The sequence below is a fragment of the Bacillus sp. ms-22 genome (genome assembly GCF_009759805.1).
Classification (GTDB): Bacteria; Bacillota; Bacilli; order Bacillales; family Bacillaceae; genus Bacillus; species Bacillus xiamenensis.
In genome coordinates, this window is record NZ_CP046653.1 from 254724 (window position 1) to 274812 (window position 20089).

The window sequence follows — 20089 nt, forward strand, 5'->3', positions numbered from 1 at the left end:
AGGTGGAACACATAAATGAAGAAACCGATGATTCAATTCGAACATTTCGGATTCAAGTATCGCAGTCAGTCAGAACCGACATTGAAAGATATCAACCTGACCATCTATGAAGGAGAAAAAGTCCTCATCGCAGGCCCGTCTGGATCGGGAAAAAGCACACTAGCCCATTGTATCAATGGGCTAGTTCCTGCGTCTTATAAAGGGTCTATGGAAGGAAGTCTTCACATCGGCGGGAAAGATGCAGAGAAAGAGAACATTTTCTCACTCTCACAGCTCGTCGGAACAGTGCTGCAAGACCCTGATGGACAATTTATCGGGCTGACTGTAGGAGAAGATATCGCGTTCACACTAGAAAATGATCAAGTCACACGCGAAGAAATGAAAACACGTGTCGAGAAAGCGGCAAAATTAACAGAGGTAGACGGCAAACTGGCATCATCCGTGCATGAGCTGTCAGGCGGTCAAAAACAACGTGTCGCTATCGCAGGCGTACTTGTCAACGATGTCGACATTTTGCTGTTTGATGAACCACTGGCAAGCCTTGATCCCGCTACAGGTAAAGAAGTGATCGATCTCATTGACCGTCTGCAAAAAGAAACGAAAAAAACGGTCGTGATGGTGGAACATCGATTGGAAGACGTCCTCTTCCGCCATGTCGACCGCATCATCGTTGTCAATGACGGCACGATTGCAGCGGATATGACACCAGATGAATTGCTCGCCTCAAATGTATTAGAAGCGGCGTATTTACGTGAGCCTTTATATGTGAGAGCGATGAAATATGCAGGAATTCCGATTGCAGCAGGAGATCAGATCGCTAATTTACAGCATCTCACCTTAAATGACGAGGCAAAAGAGAAAATCGAACAATGGATGGAAGCATCTGAGCCATCAGTCGAGCAGAATGAAGCGCCGGATTTACTAGAAGTGCGTGAGCTGAGCTTTGATTATCCGACAAGACCAAACACGCTGAGCAACATCTCTTTTACCGTCAAAAAAGGAGAAATGATCAGCATCGCCGGTGCCAATGGCGCAGGCAAGACGACACTATCCAAGGTGCTCTGCGCATTTGAAAAGCCAACAAAAGGGACAATCCTTTTAAATGGCGATGACATCACAGGAGACACCATCAAACAGCGCTCCGAACGAATCGGTGTCGTCATGCAAAACCCAAATCAAATGATTTCTAAACAAATGATTTTTGATGAAGTCGCATTAGGACTCGTTTTAAGAGGTGTACAGGAAGACGAGATCAAGGAACGTGTGGAGCGGGTTCTGAAAGTGTGCGGACTGTATCCATTTCGGAACTGGCCGATCTCAGCCCTCAGCTTTGGACAGAAAAAACGCGTCACCATTGCATCTATTCTTGTGTTAGAGCCAGAAATCATCATCCTAGACGAGCCAACCGCCGGACAGGATTTTAGACATTACACAGAAATGATGACGTTTTTAGAGCAGCTAAACAAACAAGGCGTCACGATTCTAATGATCACCCATGATATGCATTTAATGCTCGAATACACAACAAGAACCATTGTCATTTCAGATGGAGAAAAGATCGCAGATGATACACCTGCCAAAGTGCTGACAGATCAGTGGCTTGTCCAAAAGGCGAGTTTAAAGGAAACGTCGCTGTATGAACTGGCGCTGAAAGCAGACTGGCCAAATCCAAATGAACTCGTGGATCGTTTCATTGAGGTTGACAGAAAGGAACGAATGACATGGCTGTAGATATGCTGTCTTATATCGATCGCCCGTCGCCGATTCACCGGCTGACAGGGGCAACCAAACTCATTTGCTTTATCCTCTGGTCATCCGCAGCGATGCTCACATATGATACAGGCGTATTAGTGTTTATGCTAGTTGCCAGTATCGTGTTCTTTCAGCTATCAAACGTACGATTTCGTGATATCTCTTTCGTAGTGATTGTCTTGGCGATTTTTCTTGTCATCAATAACATCGCCATTTACGTCTTTGCGCCCCAGCAAGGTGTCGCCATCTATGGAGCGAAGCACGAGCTCTTTCACATTGCAGGCTGGTATAATGTCACACTTGAACAGCTTTTCTATCAATTGAACATTACACTGAAATACGTGACTGTGATGCCAGCGGCGCTATTGTTTATTGTCACAACAAATCCAAGTGAATTCGCCTCATCACTCAGCAGAATTGGGGTCAGCTACCGGATTTCGTATGCGGTAGCGATTGCTTTGCGCTATATTCCAGATATTCAGCGTGATTTTCGCACGATTGCCATTTCTCAGCAAGCAAGAGGCATTGATTTATCGAAGAATGAAAAACTGGGGAAACGAATCAAAAATGCGCTGTCGATTGTGATGCCGCTGATTTTCTCCAGCTTAGAGCGGATTGAAACGATCAGCAATGCGATGGAGCTGCGCGGATTTGGAAAGCATAAAAAGCGCACATGGTATACGGCGAAAGACTTTCAAAAAGCAGATTATGCCGCGCTATTGTTTGTTGGCGTGGTGCTGGTCGTGTCGCTTGTGATTACATTTGTTAGAGGAACGAGATTTTATAATCCGTTTTGATAGAAGGAAGCCTTCACAGGAGTGGAGGCTTTTTTGCTTCGTTTGTGGATAAAAGGTGTGGAAAATGGCAAAACACTATTAACATGTGAATAAATCGGTTATATTGAACAATGAGCGAAATACTTGTGAATAACCAGACAACATATTGGAGGAATCAGAAACTTATGAACAAATCACTTTATGCTTGCGCAGAACATATAGAAACTGTATTAGACATGTACATAGATGATCACGAAACACCGCCAGAATTCAGAAAAATCGAACATACACACAGCTTATCCACAACCTGTGAATTGTGCGATGAACCTGCAATATATATAGTGGGGAACGAATGATCGGACACAAAATACACAAATTTTATCCACAATTGTTGATAACTTATATGAATAACTTGTTCTTAAGGTGGGGATGACCTGTGAATATATCAATTATCACAGTAGGAAAATTAAAAGAGAAATATTTAAAGCAAGGCATAGCCGAATACACAAAACGATTACAGGCCTATGCAAAAATCGACATCATTGAGCTCCCAGACGAAAAAGCACCCGAACACCTCAGCGAGCAAGACATGAAAATCATCAAAGACAAAGAAGGCGAACGCATCCTAAGCAAAATCAACCCAGACGCCCACGTCATCGCCCTCGCCATCGAAGGAAAAATGAAAAGTTCCGAAGAATTAGCCGATACAATAGATAAGCTGGCAACATACGGAAAAAGTAAGGTGTGTTTCGTCATAGGTGGGTCGCTTGGCTTAAGCGACGCTGTGATGCAGCGTGCGAATGAGAAGCTGTCGTTTTCGAAGATGACGTTTCCGCATCAGTTGATGAGGTTGGTGTTGGTGGAGCAGATTTATCGGGCGTTTCGGATTGTGCGGGGGGAGCCTTATCATAAGTAAATGCAAAATTGTTGTAGGTAAGGTGGTAATTCTTTTTATTCGAAGCAGGTCTTGAAAACGTGTGTTCATTATCCGTTTCTCGATATAACGAGTAAATTATGTGTAGTTTAAATAAAACAACTCCAATTATATGCTCTAAATAATTCTGGATCTATCTATTTGTCTAATTGAAATATTAACAATTGTAGTAATTGCTTTTGATATTGTCTAAGTATCTTCTTATAAATCAATAGGAATTTTATAGTAACAAGGCTAAAAACAATAGCCAAGAAATGTTTGATAAAAGTAATGGGTTAGTTAACTAAGAGTTAATTAGCCTACCAAAAGCTCATTGGCGCACTGACGATATAATATACTAAAATAAGTACCAGGTAGTACATAGTACAATAAGTATTAAAATAAAAGAGAATATTGTTTGTAACAGCTGATGTTAGGAATTATTGTAAAAGTTGTGTGAAGGAAATTTTATGGGATGCCTTACATTTGAAAGATATTTTGATGGGGGTTTTTTGTAATGAAGAACAAAATTTCAGCTGTCGTAATCGAACTATTAAAAGAGGCACTATGCAGTATATACTGGTATAAAAGTAACTTGAGGAGCTTTTTAAGTAACTGTATAAATGACCCTGCTATTATTAATCGTTCAGACTGGAACGGATATAAAAGACAAATTGTCTCGGATATTATTGATGAACTATGTAGTGATCAGGAAAAGTACTTGGGTGATATCAGAAGACTAATACACGAAGTGATCAAGATGGATAGTTTTCGTCACCTAGAACAACTTGAAGATGGAAAAAGAAAGGCAGGGAGAGCAAAGCAAGCTGTTGCTGATCTTAAAAGGTTAATAGAAGATCAAACACAGAGAATTAAAGAGGAAGAAGAAATTAAAAGGAGAAGACTTGAAAACCTGGAAAAAATCAGATCAAGTCAAGCAGTATTTAATAAACTAGATGAAATTAAGACAAATTATTTTAGGCTTGTTACTTCTCAGGATTATCAAAAGAGAGGCTTTGAACTTGAGAAAGTTCTATACGACCTATTTGAACTATTTGATTTAGATCCTAAAGCTTCATTTAGAAATATTGGAGAACAACTTGATGGAGCTTTTTCTCTAGAAGGTACTGATTATTTGTTTGAAGCCAAGTGGAAGAATCAATTATCGGATTCCTCAGATTTAGACAGTTTTGCTGGAAAGATTAATAGAAAACTTGATAATACTTTAGGTTTATTCCTATCTATAAATGGATTTTCCGAAGATGCTGTTAAAATACATTCCGTAAGCCGTAGTACCATACTATTAATGGATGGCACCGATCTTATGGCTGTGCTGGAAAATCAAATAGATTTTGTATCTTTAATTATAAGAAAGAGAAGGCATGCGGCACAAACTGGGAATATATATCTTAAAAGTAGTGAGGTTGTATGATTTTTAATTAATATATTTAAGAAGAGCTCTTGGCTCTATTTATGCAAAAATAAAACTTGTAAATAGGGTTAGTTTTTAATTAATTGATCTTAAATTGATGAAAAATGAAAGTTTAAATTTTCTCAATTCAATTATTACTAAATCTTATAGTTAAATCCTTCATTTGGAAATGTTGTGCATGAAGAGGGACAAGCTTAGTATTTAAAATTAATTTCAGACGTTTTAGGCAATGTAATGTATCTAATACAACTAAATATAGATACAACCTACTGATGGAATAAATTTAATATTTTTAACTAAAGCTCTTAAATTAATCTAAGAGCTTTTTGATTTTAAGATTTCCTCTATTTTATAACTAGCACCCCCTCTTTGCTAAAGAAAAGCTATATATTGTATTATACATCATTTAAAACACCCAAATTATTCCGATATATGATGTATAAGGATAATAGAGGGGTGTTAGTATAAATGGCAATTACATTACCAGAAACTATTAAAAATACTGCTACTGCAGGAGAACGAATTTTATTTCGAACATTAAAGGAATATCTACCCGAAGAGTATATTGTACATTATGAGCCTAATATCAATGGGTTTAGACCAGACTTTGTGATAATCGGTCCTGATTTAGGAGTATTAGTTCTAGAAGTAAAAGATTACACCAAAAATACAATAAGAGAGCTAAACGACAATACCTGGGGCATTTTAAATTCTTCTGGTGATTTACATAGAGTGAAGAGTCCCCTAGTTCAATCAAGAGAGTATGCTTTTAAAATAAAAGATATGCTTGAGAAAGACATTGATTTAATCAATACAGAAGGGAAATATCAGTTTAAATTAAAGTTTCCTTATGGTTATGGTGTCGTCTTCACTAGGCTTCATGAAGAACAACTTTTAAAAAATAAAGTATATGAGGTTATTGATCCACATTTTATTTTATCGCGTGATCAGATTGATCCGGATAATGATCATTTTGATCCTGAGATCTTAATAGAAAAATTGTTTGATATGTTTCATGTGCCTTTCAAGTTATATACACCACTATCATCTGACGAATTAGAAAGGATTCGTTATCATCTATACAAAGAAATACGCGTTGGGGCAGATGTTGAACCAGTCCCATACCAAGAAAAACTGTTATTATCTTTTCGAAACATCAAAACGATGGATCTGCATCAAGAAAACTTGGCTAAACAGATTGGGGATAAACATCGGCTAATTAGAGGAGTAGCAGGAAGCGGTAAAACCTTAATCTTAGCGACTCGAGCAAAAATGTTAGCAGAACAACATCCGAATTGGAAGATATTAATACTCTGTTACAATGTAGCTTTGAAACAAAATATTAAACAAATGATTCATTCTAAATTTACAGGACCAGATGATTTTCTGACATCCGATCGTAGAAAAACACCAAATTTAAATAATATACAAATATTAAATTTTCATCACTGGATTAAAAAAGAGCATGGTATTTCAGAACTTGAAATAGATGATTACATTGAAAAAATAGAAAATGATGCTTTAACTCCTGTAAAGTATGATGCCATTTTAATTGATGAAGGGCAGGACTTTGAAGGGAGCTGGCTGCATCTCATCAGCTTATGCTTAGATCAAGAGACGCAATCTTTACTTTTAGTAGAAGATAGAGCGCAAGATATCTATCGGAAAAGTAGAAGCTATGTGAAAGATACGGGCCTTGATTTTAGAGGTAGATCTAGAATCTTAAATATAAATTATCGTAATACGTCACAAATTGTGGATTTTGGATGGAAATTTTACGATAGCCATAGAGCTTTAGATCTTAAATTAAAACAAGAACAGACAGAGACAATCGAAATCATCCCTCCAAAAAAGACGAAACGTAAAGGGCCAGAGGTAGAGCTTTTAAGATGTAATACCTTTAAAGAAGAAATAGAGGAGATTACTAAACAAATAGTGGATCAACATAATGAAAAGAACATACCTTACTCTGAAATGGCCATTTTATATCGTATAAAGGGATATAATAACCATTATATATCAGCGATTCAATCGGAATTTCAAACAAAGAATATTCCTTACAATTGGATAACTGAAAATGGTGCAACCAAACATAAGTTCAATCCAGAGGAAGAGACAGTCAAAATTTGTTCTCTCGATAGTAGTAAAGGTCTTGACTTCCACTCAGTTTTTATTGTGAAGGCTGATCTAATGCCATTAAAGTATGAAGAGGATCAAGAAAAAGAAGTGTCTTTAATGTATATAGGAATGACTCGTGCTAAAGAGTATCTATCAATATCTTATTCAGGCGTATCTTCGTTTACTCAGTATTTTGAAGATATAAAGAAAAAAGAGCCGACATTTAATAAATAATATTTTGAAAGTAAAAGGTGCGGGAATTATTCATTTCTCATACCTTTTTTCATGTAAGAAGAAAAGAAGACTCTTTTTAATAAATATCGTATTATATATAATGAAAACTTAGTTCAAGAAACGATTACAGCAGGTATTGGGAACGATCACATATTCAATCTACAATTACTAAAAGGAGACTTCCATGAATTTCAAAGCCGACTTTAAACATGAAATACGTAACGTAATAAAAGACGTAGAAAAAGAAATAAATAAAACATGGAAAATTGAATATAAAGGGCATTCTATAGAAATTACAAACCAAATAAAAGAAGAGCAACTAATCATTGATGGTGTGACAGTTGATAAAAAACAACGAAAAACTGTATTGTCTCATATAATTCCATATTCAAAATTGTCAGGGATATTGGAACTTCAAGATGGTACAAAACACAAAGTGTCCGTTAAACTTGGTGGGTATGTACGATTTCGTTGTATGGTGAAGGTAGATCACGAAACAGTTTTAGATGAATCAAAGAAGATAGACCTTCTACCATGGGATCATAAAGAGAGAATCGTTCCCTTTATTCAACAACAAATTCAATCACATCATAAAATAGTAGACGACCGTTTACCAGATGAAGACTTTTTATTTGACGAAAATGAACCACGATTGGCTCCAGGTTTATCCGATCATTTTGTAGATGAACGACCTGCCCCTTTTTATGTGAAGAAACTATTGAAGCTTTTTGAAATACAACTGAATCATCCTACAAACGAAACTAGAAAAAAAACATATGAAAAAATCATTTCTAACAATATGGCGAGCCGCAGCAGTGAGTTAATTGAACGATTTCAGCAAACGCAATGGGATGAGTCTCTTGTACAGCAAGAAGCGTTATGGCTTCTTGAACATGCAGCGCATCGGGAGGTCGTCAAATTTGCAGTCATGATACTGGGATGTACAAACTGTGAAAAATACAAAGAGCTTTTATTCACAATAGGTATGCATGAAGAATTTACTTCTTATGTCGTGTTTGCATTGAAGAATGGCACAATTCAAGGAAACGAACATGTTTGGCGTCTTGCAAAGTCCGTCGATGGATGGGGGAAGATTTCGGCTGTTGAGCAATTGGAAGCATCGACGCCAGAAATAAAACGATGGCTCCTAACAAAGGGCTGCGAAAATACAATCATGAATGAATACTTAGCTTATACTTGTGCTCTTAATGGTGATCTGGAAATTGCTTTATCTGAAGATGAAATTTCCAAAGAATTATATGATGGAGCGAGTCTCATCATTCAAGCATTATTAGAAGATGAGGTTTCTATCTACGGAATCGATGAGTATTCAAATGCAAGCTCAGTTCTCTGCCGATTTATTCACCATGCTCATAAACACTGCCAAACAATTGAGGACTTTTATCCAATATTGAAAATAAATGAGTTTTTAAATGATGATCAAGAGATTTGGGAAGACCGATTGAATGATTCATGGAAACAGGACGATTATAAGGCTATCCAGGAAGCTGTTCAACCGTTTATCAATGACAGTAGATGGCCAAAGCTTGCAATCGATTCGTTACACCAGGGTTTTAGCTCCCAAGCACTTGAAATCGCTCTCTTTTATCGTTTAGATGTCATTGAGCATCTATTTGCTTTACTTGAGAAAGACCCGGCAAATAGTGAAATATACTATGCTGTGATGGACACAAATCATCATCAGCATATTAGAGAGCTTTGTACATTTGCAGAAGCACATTTATCGTTATCAAGTCTTTCAGATGATGAAGTGGCTTGTCTACAATATATTGTGCAAGATTTATATGAACACGAAGGTGTAGGATTACCATTGATTCAAGCTGCACTTAGATCAGATGATGGAAATTTACAGTATCATGCTTTAAGTGTATTAAAAGAATGGTCTCCTTTGTATTCGCAGCAAGCGGGCACAAGGGAATTGATTGAACATATTGCTGTGAAGACAAAGGATAAGGAAGATCGAAAGTTAGCCAAATACTTATTAAAGAAATAGGATTCGGTTTACCTTCGCACTAAAAGTATAAAATTTAAATATTAGAAAGCAGGCACACCATGCACACAATCAAAAAAATAGGCAAAACATTCTCCTAAATCACACCAGTATCAAGAACCGACCGCCCCATCCTAGGCATGGTCGAAGGCAATAACAAAACATTAATGATCGATGCTGGCAACTCAGAAGATCATGCGGAATATTTCATCCAAAAAACTTTAAAGCACGAGAACCCCACGCCTGATATGGTTGCCCTCACGCATTGGCATTGGGATCATATTTTTGGTCTGCCGGCGTTGCCTCATGCGGTTACAATTGCTTCTGCAAAAACCAGAAAGGAAATGGAGAAGCTTCTTCCGTTTTCTTGGTCAGATGAGGCGATTGATGAGCGGGTGAGGGAAGGAACGGAGATTGAGTTCTGTGCGAAGGCCATTAAGGAAGAATATCAGGATCATCGAAATATTCAGGTCGTTTTACCGGATGTCACGTTTGATCGTCGGATGGAGATTGATCTTGGCGGGGTCACTTGCGTCGTGCAGCATGTTGGGGACGATCATGCCGCAGATTCAGTGATCGTGTATGTGAAAGAAGAGAAAATCCATTTTCTTGGTGATTGCATTTACGAAAATGTATGCTGAAAACGTACATTATACGGTGAAAGAAATCTTGCGTCTTTTAGATGAGTTAGATGCTTTTGATGCCGAAACGTATATTCTTTCACACCAAAGGCCGTGGACAAAAGAGGAGTTTCGTCAGGAAACAGGCAAGCTGAGGATGATGGCGAAATATACTGATTTTTGTGGTGGAGATAAGCAGAAAATTATGAATGAATATGAAAAATACGTAAAAAGAGAACTGAAAGAAGATAAATTAGAAACCATTGCTTACTTTGTCAATGGCCATTAAATAATTGAGTTAACTAAACGAAAAATTCTCGTTTGAGAGAAATAGCTCAAACGGGAATTTTTTCATTACTATAGCAAACCTACAACATCTTCTTCATCACGTACTGTGACAGACATGTGTTTGGCATTCATAATAATGACATAATCCCAAGTAGGTTTGATGGCTCTAAAATGACCATTTTCTTTTCATTATTTCTCCTTTTATCATCGCTAATATTTCTATTATAACCTGAGACTGACACTGTTTTTTGTACATTCTATTTTTTGGTATAATCAGATATAGGACGGCTCAATTTATTGAACTTAATCGGAGGTACAGATGAAACAACTTTATATGAAACAGAAAGTATTTAGTCTCAGCGGCAGGTTTACCGTCAAAGATCAGCAGGAGAATGATGTGTACGTAGTCGAGGGAAGCTTTATGAAAATGCCCAAGACGTTCACCATTCTAAATACAGAACGACACGAAATCGCTGTGATTACGAAGAAAATGTTTAGTTTTTTACCGAAGTTTTTAGTAGAAGTTGGTGGAGAAGAGGTATTGACCATCAAAAAAGAGTTTACATTCTTTAAAGCCAAATATTCAATTGATGCTGCAGGAATCGAAGTACACGGTAACTGGTGGGATATGCATTTTCAAGTGCTGCAAAGCGGCGAAGTGATCGGTCAGGTGAAGAAGGAATGGTTTACTTGGGGGGATAGTTACAAGGTTGATATTTTGAAAGAAGAGATGGAGCCTGTGATGATTGCATTGGTTGTTGCGATTGATTGTGTGAAAGCGGATGAAGCGGCGTCTAGGTCTTCGTCGACGACAATGAATAATTAATTGGAGGGTTTAAAGTTGGACAATCTCACCCGCATTTTAAGATTAAGAGATGCAGAGATATGGGAGTATGAATTTCTCGATAATAAAGACATCATCGTTTATTTCTCGATTACAGATTTAAATAGAAAAGCAACGATTCATGATAACCCTCTGGCCACTCAAGAAGAACTGGATGAAAGAGATAATTACATATCAATGGATGTGCACAGCCATCTAGATCTCAAGAAAACGCTAGCAGAAGATATATTCGATGATTTTATCACCAATATCTCAGCTTTAGTAGAGCATATGCATGATTTTCACAATGCGCATGTTTTTATTCACATGCATGTTCATGACAAAATCGAATTAACAGATTTTCAGTTAGAAGAAGATGAAGAGATGCATGGCGATGAAAAAGAACAACTCTATACATTTAAACGTTTATGGATTCAGCAGGCATGTTTTCAATTGGTCGAACAACAATTAAATCGAAAAATCACAGACATGTCTAACAGTAGGTTTTGCCAAGATCTAAAGTGAGGTGAGCAAACGAATGACATTCCCATACAAAGTATTTCAAACAGTCGTCGAATGCGGCAGTTTTACAAAAGCTGGTGAGAAGCTTGGGCTGACGCAGTCTGGGGTGAGTCATAATATGGCGAAGCTTGAGTCAGAGCTTGGGATTGTGCTGCTTCATCGGAATCGAAACGGGCTGTCGCTGACAGATGCAGGTGAACGAGTGATGCCCCATATTCGCCAAATCATTCATCATGCGTCATTGCTTGAGCAGGAGGCGGCGTTGATTCAAGGGATGGAAGTGGGGAGTATTAAGATCGGCACGTTCTCTAGTTTTTCTTCAAAAATGCTTCCGCAGCTGATTCATCGTTTTACGAAAAGTTATCCCAATATCCAATTGGAGTTATACGAAGGCGGCTATGAAGAGATTGAAGAGTGGATCGCATCTGGCACAGTTGATCTTGGGTTTTTAACACAGCCATCTAGAGATTTGGAAACTGTTCCACTGTTTCAAGATGAATTGGTGGTGCTCATGCAAGAGGGTCATCGTTTCCATACAAAGAAGGTAATGGAAGTGGCTTCGTTCCAAGATGAACCATTTATTATGCCAAAAGCGGGCTGTGATCAACTCATTAAGAAAATATTAAAAGAAAGAGGCGTAAAACCCCATGTTTTGTTTGAGATTGGGGACAACAATACGATCATCTCTATGGTTCAGGAAGGTCTTGGGCTCACGATCATTCCAAAGTTGATGTTGCCGCCTCAGGTGCCTCAGGCAAACGTAATTCCACTTGAGACCCGTGTTTATCGCGAAATCAATATGGCGTTTAAATCTTTTAACGCGGCCTCTCCCTCTACTAAAAGATGGATTGAAACGGTCAAAGATCATTTTAAATAGATTCAGCTTGAACGAGAGTCTCTATTCAAGCTGATCAATTTATAGCGTGATCGCCCCACGAATGGTAATAACCGCTGCACCTGCTACTTTAATGACCGGCTTTGCTTCATTCGGAATGACCGTGATACGAAGCAATCCTGGTCTGCCGATTGCATCACCTTGAGCAATACGCAGATGAGTGGTTTCTTGCTGAGGAATGATCCCTTCCAAATACAGATATCCGGCTAATGCTCCGTTTGCTGCTCCCGTTACAGGATCTTCGGGTATGCCAATTCCAGGTGCAAAATCCCTTGTATAAAGATCACAGTCTTTTGTGGATTGAAACGTATAAAGATGAGTCGTTGTGATATTCTGCTCTTTATTCATTTTTCCTAAAGCTGCTAAGTTTGGTGCTGCTTGATCAATGTCATTCTGGTGTTTCAGCGGAACCAGAAGATGCCAGTTTCCGGTGTTTGCTAATTTTATAGGATAGGATGGATCAATCCTGTCACTGTTTATACCGAGCATGTCACTAAGCTCTTCTACATCGATGATAAAATCTTGCGTCTTTGGCGTGACCTGTGTCATCTCGACATTCACAACTTTGCCATTCTCTTCGTGCCATACAACGGGAACATGGCCGATCTTTGTTTCTAACACAACCCCTGATTTTTCTTTAGCCATCCCTAGCTCCGTCGCTAAAAGCCAAGTCAACCCAACCGTCGCATGCCCGCAGAAATTGACCTCTTCCGTTGGAGTGAAATATTTCACTCGATAATCGGCTTTCTCATCATGTGCCGGCAGCAAGAAAACGGACTCGGGTAAGTTCAACTCCTTGGCGATATTCTGCATCTCATCCTCCGTTAACCAATCCCCATCCAACACCACCCCAGCGGCATTACCTCCAAATTTCTCAGTTGTAAACGCATCGACATGATACACCCTAATATCTTTCATCTGACGAATCCTCCTAACCATGTTGTTATGTTCATCATAAATGTGTAGGATGCATTCGTAAAATGAATCTTTTGAATGTGATGAATTGGAATTGTTCATGTAATATCAAACAACTAGGCGGTAAGGCTGAAAAAAATAATGATAGTTCAAAAGGCAGGTTCAAAGAGAATCTGCTTTTTGTAGTATGCTTGAACAAAACAAAAAGAAAGCGAGGGGGTCAGCATCGCTTTAGGAGGATATATCAATATTGGATTGGTATTCTATGATGACATTCATTTAACAACCACTTTCCACCAACTGATTGACTATTTAACAAAGAAAGGCATTTCAATAACGAAAGTAAAGTTTAGTCAAGACGCTAATGGCGAAGCATGGATCGAACATGATATAAAAGAGAATAAAATCAAAAACAATTGCTTGGAAGGCTATTATACAGAATTTGAATTGGAGGGAACATGTCTAAAACATACAACCATGAACATACAAAAAGAAGCTGGTTTTGTGGGATTCGTTCTATATTTAAAGTGGACAGAGGTTGTTTCACATGATGTCGTTCGTATTCAACAGGAGATCGTACAGTGTCTTGTAGAACTTTATCATACTCTTCCGTTTGAGTATGCATTCATTGGTCATGAAATGGAAGTCGAGATTCATCCAGATGATGTTGAAAAGAGTCTGCAAGAACATCATGTTTTTCCAGTTGTTCTTATAGGTAAAGGGGATTATTTAGTCACTTTTTATGGTGATACTGCCATTGACGGGCTAACTACTCAAGAGAGAGGGAAGAAATATTTAAAGGTTAAAAGAGAACAGTAGAAAAGCCTCCTGAATGTCTCAGGAGGCTTTTTCCATCCATCACCCATAATAATTATTCGCCTGAATAAAAAATTGGGATTGCATGTAGTTATATGTGATTTTCGAGAAGTCGAAGGGCTGGCCGTTAGTGAGATGAAAGACGGTTTCGACACGAAGAGCAGGATCGTCTTGTTTAAGTCCGAGGTGCTTCGCTTCAGTTTCGTTTAGTTTGCCAACTTGCAGGTACATGTCAGAAAAGCCCACTTTAAGACCAAGGCCTTCACTAATAAATTTAAATACAGAATCGGCTGCAATTTCTGTGTTGAGGTAAGGAATAATGGTTTTCCGGTAATAGGACTCTTCTAAACATAAAGTTTGTCCATTGATGTAACGAATGCGTTTAAGGTAGAAAACATCCTCATCTGGTTCAATGTTTAAATTCAGCGCAGCTTCTTCTGGCGGTTTGACGGTATCTAACGTGAGAACTTCTGATGTCAGTTGAAATTCCTCTAAATCTTTTTTGAACCCTTGGTTGGATAAAAGGCTGATATAGCCTTTGCGCCTGTGCCTTCTCACAAAGATGCCGCTGCCCCTCACCTGATAGACAATCCCTTTTCTTTCGAGTAAATCTAATGATTTGATAATTGTACTTTTGCTCACAGCAAATTGATTCATGAGCGTCTCAAGCACAGGGAGTTTGTCTCCTTGCTGCAGCTCATGTGTGACAATATATTTTTCAATATCGCTCGCAATTTGTTGATACTTTAACATAGCCATTCCTCTTTGTTTTCACGATTTATTGTCTTTGTATTATAGCACATCCCGATTTCTCTTTGATATGCAAACTCAAATTATATATGTATTGATAAATTGTACCGGTATAATTATAATGTACATATACTAGTAGTGATAAAGGGGGGTTTTATATGTCAAAAGTGAGGGATTATCAAAAGCTTGCAGAAGACATCTTAGAAGCAGTTGGCGGAGAAGAAAATGTGGTGAGTGCTGCAAGATGCGCCACGAGGCTGCGTTTGGTGCTGAAGCGTTCTAATCCAAAGGCAAAAGAAGCAGTCAACGCCATGCCTGGTGTCATTACAGTGGTGGAAAACGGTGGTCAGTTTCAGGTTGTGATCGGTCAGCATGTAGGTGAGGTATATGAGCATTTTTCCAACCTTGTTCAGCTCCAAACGTCGGATGATGATCAGCCGAATGAAAACAAAGGAACGATACTGAATCGGGTCATTGCGACCATGTCCGCTGTGTTCGCGCCATTTGTGTATATTTTAGCCGCAGCTGGTATTTTACAAGGTGCACTTATCTTAATAAATTTGATATTTCCAAGCTTCTCGAAAACAGGCACTTATGAAGTGTTTAGCTTTATTTCTTGGGCACCGTTTACGTTCCTGCCTATTTTTATTGCGATAACTGCAGCCAAGCATTTCAAAACGAATATGTATATCGCGGTTGCTTGTACAGCTGCGCTTGTCAGTCCTTCTTGGACAGAGATTGCTGGACGTGTAGCATCAGGGGAAGGTGTGACCTTTTTAGGGATTGCTTTATCTGAAACGGTTTATACATCATCCGTCTTGCCACCGCTTTTCTTAGTATGGATTCTTTCATATGTAGAAAAATTCTTAAACAAACGAATTCATGAAGTCGTCAAACCGCTATTTGTCCCATTTTTATGTATGGTCGTCATGGTTCCGTTAACTATTCTATTAATCGGTCCTCTTTCGACAGCAGGTGCAAATGGAATTGCAAACGGATACAATGTCTTAGCTGAAAATGTACCAGCTCTGGCAGGGGCCATTATCGGCGGTTTCTGGCAAGTACTCGTGATTTTCGGTGTTCACTGGGGCATCACGCCAATGGTACTTGCGAACTTTGAACAATATGGACGTGACTCTTTTCAGGCATATCAAACCATCGCTGTTATCGCTCAAGTCGGTGCTGTGCTGGGAGTTATTTTAAAAGCAAGAAATCGGGAAACACGGAAAGTTGGGGTTTCAGCTGGAATCACAGGACTCTTCGGTATTACGGAGCCTGCGATTTACGGTGTCACCTTACGTTTTAAAAAGCCGTTTATTTTCGGGTGTATTTCAGGAGCGGTCGGTGCCGTTGTAGCCAGCTTCTTTACGCCTTATTACTTTGCATATGCAGGGCTGCCTGGCCCGCTGACCATTGTGAACGGAATCAGTGCAGATTATCCAACGTCTATCATTGGTATTTTGATTGGTGTGGCCATTGCGCTGATTTTACCAGTTGTGCTTATTCAAATGTTCGGATATGGAGAAGATACAGTAGAGCAGTCAGCTGGTGAAACATCTGTTAAAGATCAAGACGGAGAAACGCCAAATACTTTTATGAACAATGAAGAAATGATCACGGCTCCACTTACAGGAAAGGTGCTTTCGTTATCTGAAGTGCCAGATGCCGTATTTAGCTCTGGAGCGATGGGGAAAGGCTTTGCCATTCATCCGACCGATAACAAACTGTTTGCACCGTTTGATGGCAGTGTCGTCATGCTTGCACCAACAAAACATGCGATTGGTCTGCGTTCTGAATTTGGTGTAGAGTTACTTGTTCATGTAGGAATTGATACGGTCTCTCTAGATGGATCGGCATTTACACTCAATATCAAAGAAGGCGACAAGGTGAAAAAGGGTGACTTGTTGATGACATTTGATCAGGAAGCAATTGAAAGCAAAGGATTACAAATAATCACACCTGTTATCATTACCAATACCCAAGCATACGAAGATGTAATTGTAGAGGAACGTTCGACATGTCAGCCAACTGACGTCATGATGACAATTGTGAAATAGGAGGAATAGATAATGACTTTACCAAAAGATTTCTTATGGGGCGGGGCATTAGCCGCTCATCAATTCGAAGGTGGATGGAATGCAGCTGGCAAAGGGCCGAGTGTTGTAGATGTGATGACAGCAGGTGCTCATGGTGTCCCAAGACAGATCACGGAAACGATAGAAGAAGGAACTTTTTATCCAAACCATGAAGCCATTGATTTCTACCATCGTTACAAAGAAGATATCGCCATGTTTGCTGAAATGGGATTAAAATGCTTGCGAACATCGATCGGCTGGAGCCGAATTTTCCCTAAAGGGGATGAAGAAGAGCCGAATGAAGCAGGCTTACAGTTTTATGATGATGTGTTTGATGAGCTGATTAAACATGGAATCGAGCCTGTCATTACACTGTCTCACTTTGAAATGCCCCTTCATTTGGCAAGAGAATACGGCGGATTCCGAAGCAGAACAGTCGCTGAATATTTCGCGAAATTCTCGGAAGTATGCTTCAATCGTTACAAGGACAAGGTTACGTACTGGATGACATTTAATGAAATCAATAACAAAATGGACGTCAACAACCCGTTGTTCCTTTGGACAAATTCAGGGGTATCTGTCAAAGAAGGCGAAAATGCCAAAGAAGTCATGTATCAAGCGGGACATCATGAATTGCTTGCAAGTGCATGGGCAGTGGCAAAAGGAAAAGAGATCAATCCGTCCTTTCAAATTGGAGCGATGGTGTCCCACGTGCCAATTTATCCATATTCCTCAAACCCAGAGGATGTCATGCTGGCAGAAGAATATATGAGACAGCGCTATTTCTTCCCAGATGTCCAAGTGCGTGGCTACTATCCAAGCTACGCGTTAAAAGAATTTGAGCGCGAAGGCTATCACATTCCATTTGAAGAAGGCGATGAAGAAAGTTTAAGAAAAGGAAAAGTAGATTACCTTGGCTTTAGCTATTATATGTCAACAACGGTCAAAAGCGATGCAGTATCTGATCACAACGGAGACATTGTCAATGGAGCACTGCCACATGGTGTAGAAAATCCGTATATCAAATCAAGTGACTGGGGCTGGTCCATTGATCCGACAGGTTTAAGGTATACATTGAATCGTTTTTACGATCGCTATCAAATCCCGCTATTCATTGTGGAAAATGGCTTTGGGGCCATTGATCAAGTGGAAGAAGACGGTTCTATTCATGACCCAGAGCGAATTCAATATCTCGCTTCTCATATTCAAGCACTGAAAAAAGCGATTGAATATGACGGTGTGGACCTCATCGGCTACACACCTTGGGGCATCATTGATATCGTGTCATTCACAACCGGTGAAATGAAAAAACGCTACGGCATGATTTATGTTGACCGCGATAACGAAGGTAATGGTTCAATGAAGCGTCTTAAAAAAGATTCGTTTACTTGGTATCAAAACGTCATCGCAACGAATGGTGAAGAAGTGTAATAAAGAAATGACTGGCCCGGATGAGCGTGGGATGCGCTTGTTCGGGTTTTTTTATTTCCTATGCTTCAATGTGGCCTGAATACAAAGAAAAAAGAGAGTGATCACAATAAAATAATTCATTGGATTGTGGAAGACATTGATACTAAATGCTAATTGAAGAAGAATCCAAAAACCGAATATCACTGTAACAGCTGGGATGATTTTTTTATACACATTGATTCTCCTTTCGAGAGTAGTTTGTTTTTAGGTGGCATTGTCTCATATCATTGTAGAGATGAAAAGAGAGAAAGATATTAATAGGTTCTATTGCACTATTTGGTATAATTGGTCTATAAAAACGATAAATGGTAGATAAAGAATAGGAGTTGTTGAAATGAATCAAACTCTGCAAATGGGTGCCAATACCGTACTAAACTCTCCAAAGGGGCAATTATTCATCAGTTATGAAGTGTCATCTGCAATTGATATTTCTTTAACGGCGTTTCTCTTAACAGATTCAGATCTAGTTCAAGGAGATAATGGCATTATTTTTTACAATCAGCCGGAGAGTACTACGGGTGTCGCAACACTTTTACCAGCAGAGATATCAGATCAGTTGAAAAGACATCAATTGAATTTTGATATGAGCAAAGTGCCTGTCGGAATCACAAAGATGGCTATTACACTAACAGAGGATCGAGGAATCGGCTTTTCTCATGTGAAGAATCTGCAAGCAGAAATTCGAACAGGTGATGAGGTGCTATACCTAACACCAGTAAGCTTTACAAATGAAAAGGGTATTGTCGTAGTAGAGCTATACATAAGAAATAGTGAAACGAAAGCACGATCCATCTGGCGTGGCTTCGATTCTGGATTGGAAGGGCTATGCAAGCTTTATGGGGTGGAGGTTGAACCTGATGAACAGGGTGTTTCTACATCTCCTCCAATGGTTTCTGAAAAACAAATTAATGAGCCTGCTCCAATAAACACAGCCGCTAAAGAGAAAGTCGCTGCACCTATTAGCTTAGAGAAAGTTCAAGGTAAAATTAGTCTAGACAAAGGTCATAAACCGATCATCATTGAAAAAACACCAGAGATCACGGCTACAGTATCTTGGGAGTCTGGAACCGATTATGATATTTACGCGTTGGTCTATACGAAGTCAGGAAAACAAATAGATGTGGCCATGTTTGGCGCAAAAGGTGTTCCCGCTCTCAAAAGTTACGGTAACGGGGCTGTTGAGCATATGGGAGATGTCGGTAGAGATCGTGAATCAATGAAAACAGAAGTCATTAAACTAAGGTTAAATGATGATATCCTTGCAGTGGTACCCGTTGTTTACTCTGCTCAATCAAATGGCACAGGTTCTTTCTATAGATATAGAGTGTCTATGAGTATCGATAATCATCAAGGAACGTCTGTCACGATTCACGCGAAACATGCAAATGACAATGATCGAATTTATTCTTGTGTTCCAGGTATACTTCAAAACACAAATGATGGCGTGATCATCCGTCCCCTAGAGCTTTACAGTAAACCAAACTCTGAGCGTAGACCGAAGTTAAAAATGAAATATTCAAATGAGATCGATGTTTTGATGGATAAAGGACCAATCAATGACTATAAGTAACGTGAACATGTGGCTAGACAGAGTATAATGAACTGTCTGGCCTTTTCTATATCTCTACAATGGATAAACTCGTTTATCCAAATGAGAGGGTAAATTGAATAGAGAGTCC

At 39.1% G+C, this 20089-nt stretch carries 16 protein-coding genes and 1 pseudogene; 15 read left to right on the forward strand and 2 right to left on the reverse strand.

Translation table 11 applies throughout. From position 1 onward, the window contains the following. Positions 1–15 precede the first annotated feature (15 nt). From GPA07_RS01425 to GPA07_RS01475, 11 genes and pseudogenes are all read left to right on the forward strand, one after another. Entirely contained in the window at positions 16–1731 is a 1716-nt protein-coding gene (locus GPA07_RS01425; RefSeq protein WP_157291903.1) for an ABC transporter ATP-binding protein, read from the forward strand. Further along, positions 1722–2549: an energy-coupling factor transporter transmembrane component T family protein gene (locus tag GPA07_RS01430; protein ID WP_008360118.1), complete on the forward strand. Its 828-nt coding sequence runs from the start codon at positions 1722–1724 to the stop codon at positions 2547–2549. The genes GPA07_RS01425 and GPA07_RS01430 overlap by 10 nt, the downstream gene beginning before the upstream one ends. 164 nt (positions 2550–2713) lie before the next feature. Next, a complete protein-coding gene (locus tag GPA07_RS01435; RefSeq protein WP_008360116.1) occupies positions 2714–2884 on the forward strand; it encodes a CxxH/CxxC protein in 171 nt (56 codons plus the stop codon). Positions 2885–2964: 80 nt separating this feature from the next. Continuing rightward, complete coding sequence (gene rlmH / locus GPA07_RS01440) at positions 2965–3444, forward strand: 23S rRNA (pseudouridine(1915)-N(3))-methyltransferase RlmH (protein ID WP_157291904.1); 480 nt, start codon at positions 2965–2967, stop codon at positions 3442–3444. A 514-nt stretch (positions 3445–3958) separates the two neighbouring features. Continuing rightward, positions 3959–4873, forward strand: a complete 915-nt coding sequence (locus GPA07_RS01445) for a hypothetical protein (RefSeq protein WP_157291905.1) — start codon at positions 3959–3961, stop codon at positions 4871–4873. A 468-nt stretch (positions 4874–5341) separates the two neighbouring features. Further along, positions 5342–7225 (forward strand): 3'-5' exonuclease, encoded by a 1884-nt coding sequence (locus GPA07_RS01450; RefSeq protein ID WP_157291906.1) that lies wholly within the window; start codon positions 5342–5344, stop codon positions 7223–7225. A 184-nt stretch (positions 7226–7409) separates the two neighbouring features. Continuing rightward, on the forward strand, positions 7410–9239 hold the full coding sequence (locus tag GPA07_RS01455) for a hypothetical protein (RefSeq protein WP_157291907.1): 1830 nt from the start codon (positions 7410–7412) through the stop codon (positions 9237–9239). A gap of 98 nt (positions 9240–9337) precedes the next feature. Next, a pseudogene (locus GPA07_RS01460) lies at positions 9338–10145 on the forward strand (MBL fold metallo-hydrolase). A 318-nt stretch (positions 10146–10463) separates the two neighbouring features. Continuing rightward, positions 10464–10970 carry an LURP-one-related/scramblase family protein gene (locus GPA07_RS01465; RefSeq protein ID WP_157291908.1) on the forward strand — a complete coding sequence of 169 codons (507 nt, stop codon included), beginning with the start codon at positions 10464–10466 and terminating at the stop codon, positions 10968–10970. Between the two features lie 15 nt (positions 10971–10985). After that, positions 10986–11492 (forward strand): hypothetical protein, encoded by a 507-nt coding sequence (locus GPA07_RS01470; protein WP_025208302.1) that lies wholly within the window; start codon positions 10986–10988, stop codon positions 11490–11492. Positions 11493–11505: 13 nt separating this feature from the next. Continuing rightward, positions 11506–12366 carry a LysR family transcriptional regulator gene (locus GPA07_RS01475; RefSeq protein WP_157291909.1) on the forward strand — a complete coding sequence of 287 codons (861 nt, stop codon included), beginning with the start codon at positions 11506–11508 and terminating at the stop codon, positions 12364–12366. 39 nt (positions 12367–12405) lie between these two features. Here GPA07_RS01475 and GPA07_RS01480 read toward each other — a convergent pair whose 3' ends face one another. Further along, positions 12406–13302 (reverse strand): PhzF family phenazine biosynthesis protein, encoded by an 897-nt coding sequence (locus GPA07_RS01480; RefSeq protein ID WP_157291910.1) that lies wholly within the window; start codon positions 13300–13302, stop codon positions 12406–12408. Between the two features lie 252 nt (positions 13303–13554). On the opposite strand from GPA07_RS01480, the gene GPA07_RS01485 reads away from it, so the two are divergent. Next, entirely contained in the window at positions 13555–14118 is a 564-nt protein-coding gene (locus GPA07_RS01485) for an Imm64 family immunity protein (protein WP_157291911.1), read from the forward strand. 39 nt (positions 14119–14157) lie between these two features. Here the strand turns inward: GPA07_RS01485 and GPA07_RS01490 are convergent, their stop codons facing one another. After that, positions 14158–14868 (reverse strand): GntR family transcriptional regulator, encoded by a 711-nt coding sequence (locus GPA07_RS01490; RefSeq protein WP_017359955.1) that lies wholly within the window; start codon positions 14866–14868, stop codon positions 14158–14160. Between the two features lie 155 nt (positions 14869–15023). On the opposite strand from GPA07_RS01490, the gene GPA07_RS01495 reads away from it, so the two are divergent. The 3 genes from GPA07_RS01495 (at position 15024) to GPA07_RS01505 (ending at position 19980) form a co-directional block, all read left to right on the forward strand. Then, a complete protein-coding gene (locus GPA07_RS01495) occupies positions 15024–16922 on the forward strand; it encodes a beta-glucoside-specific PTS transporter subunit IIABC (RefSeq protein WP_157291912.1) in 1899 nt (632 codons plus the stop codon). Between the two features lie 9 nt (positions 16923–16931). Beyond that, entirely contained in the window at positions 16932–18371 is a 1440-nt protein-coding gene (bglA, locus tag GPA07_RS01500) for a 6-phospho-beta-glucosidase BglA (RefSeq protein ID WP_157293130.1), read from the forward strand. A 373-nt stretch (positions 18372–18744) separates the two neighbouring features. After that, the gene (locus GPA07_RS01505; RefSeq protein ID WP_008347422.1) at positions 18745–19980 is read left to right on the forward strand and encodes a TerD family protein; all 1236 of its coding nucleotides are present in this window, start codon (positions 18745–18747) and stop codon (positions 19978–19980) included. Positions 19981–20089 lie beyond the last annotated feature (109 nt).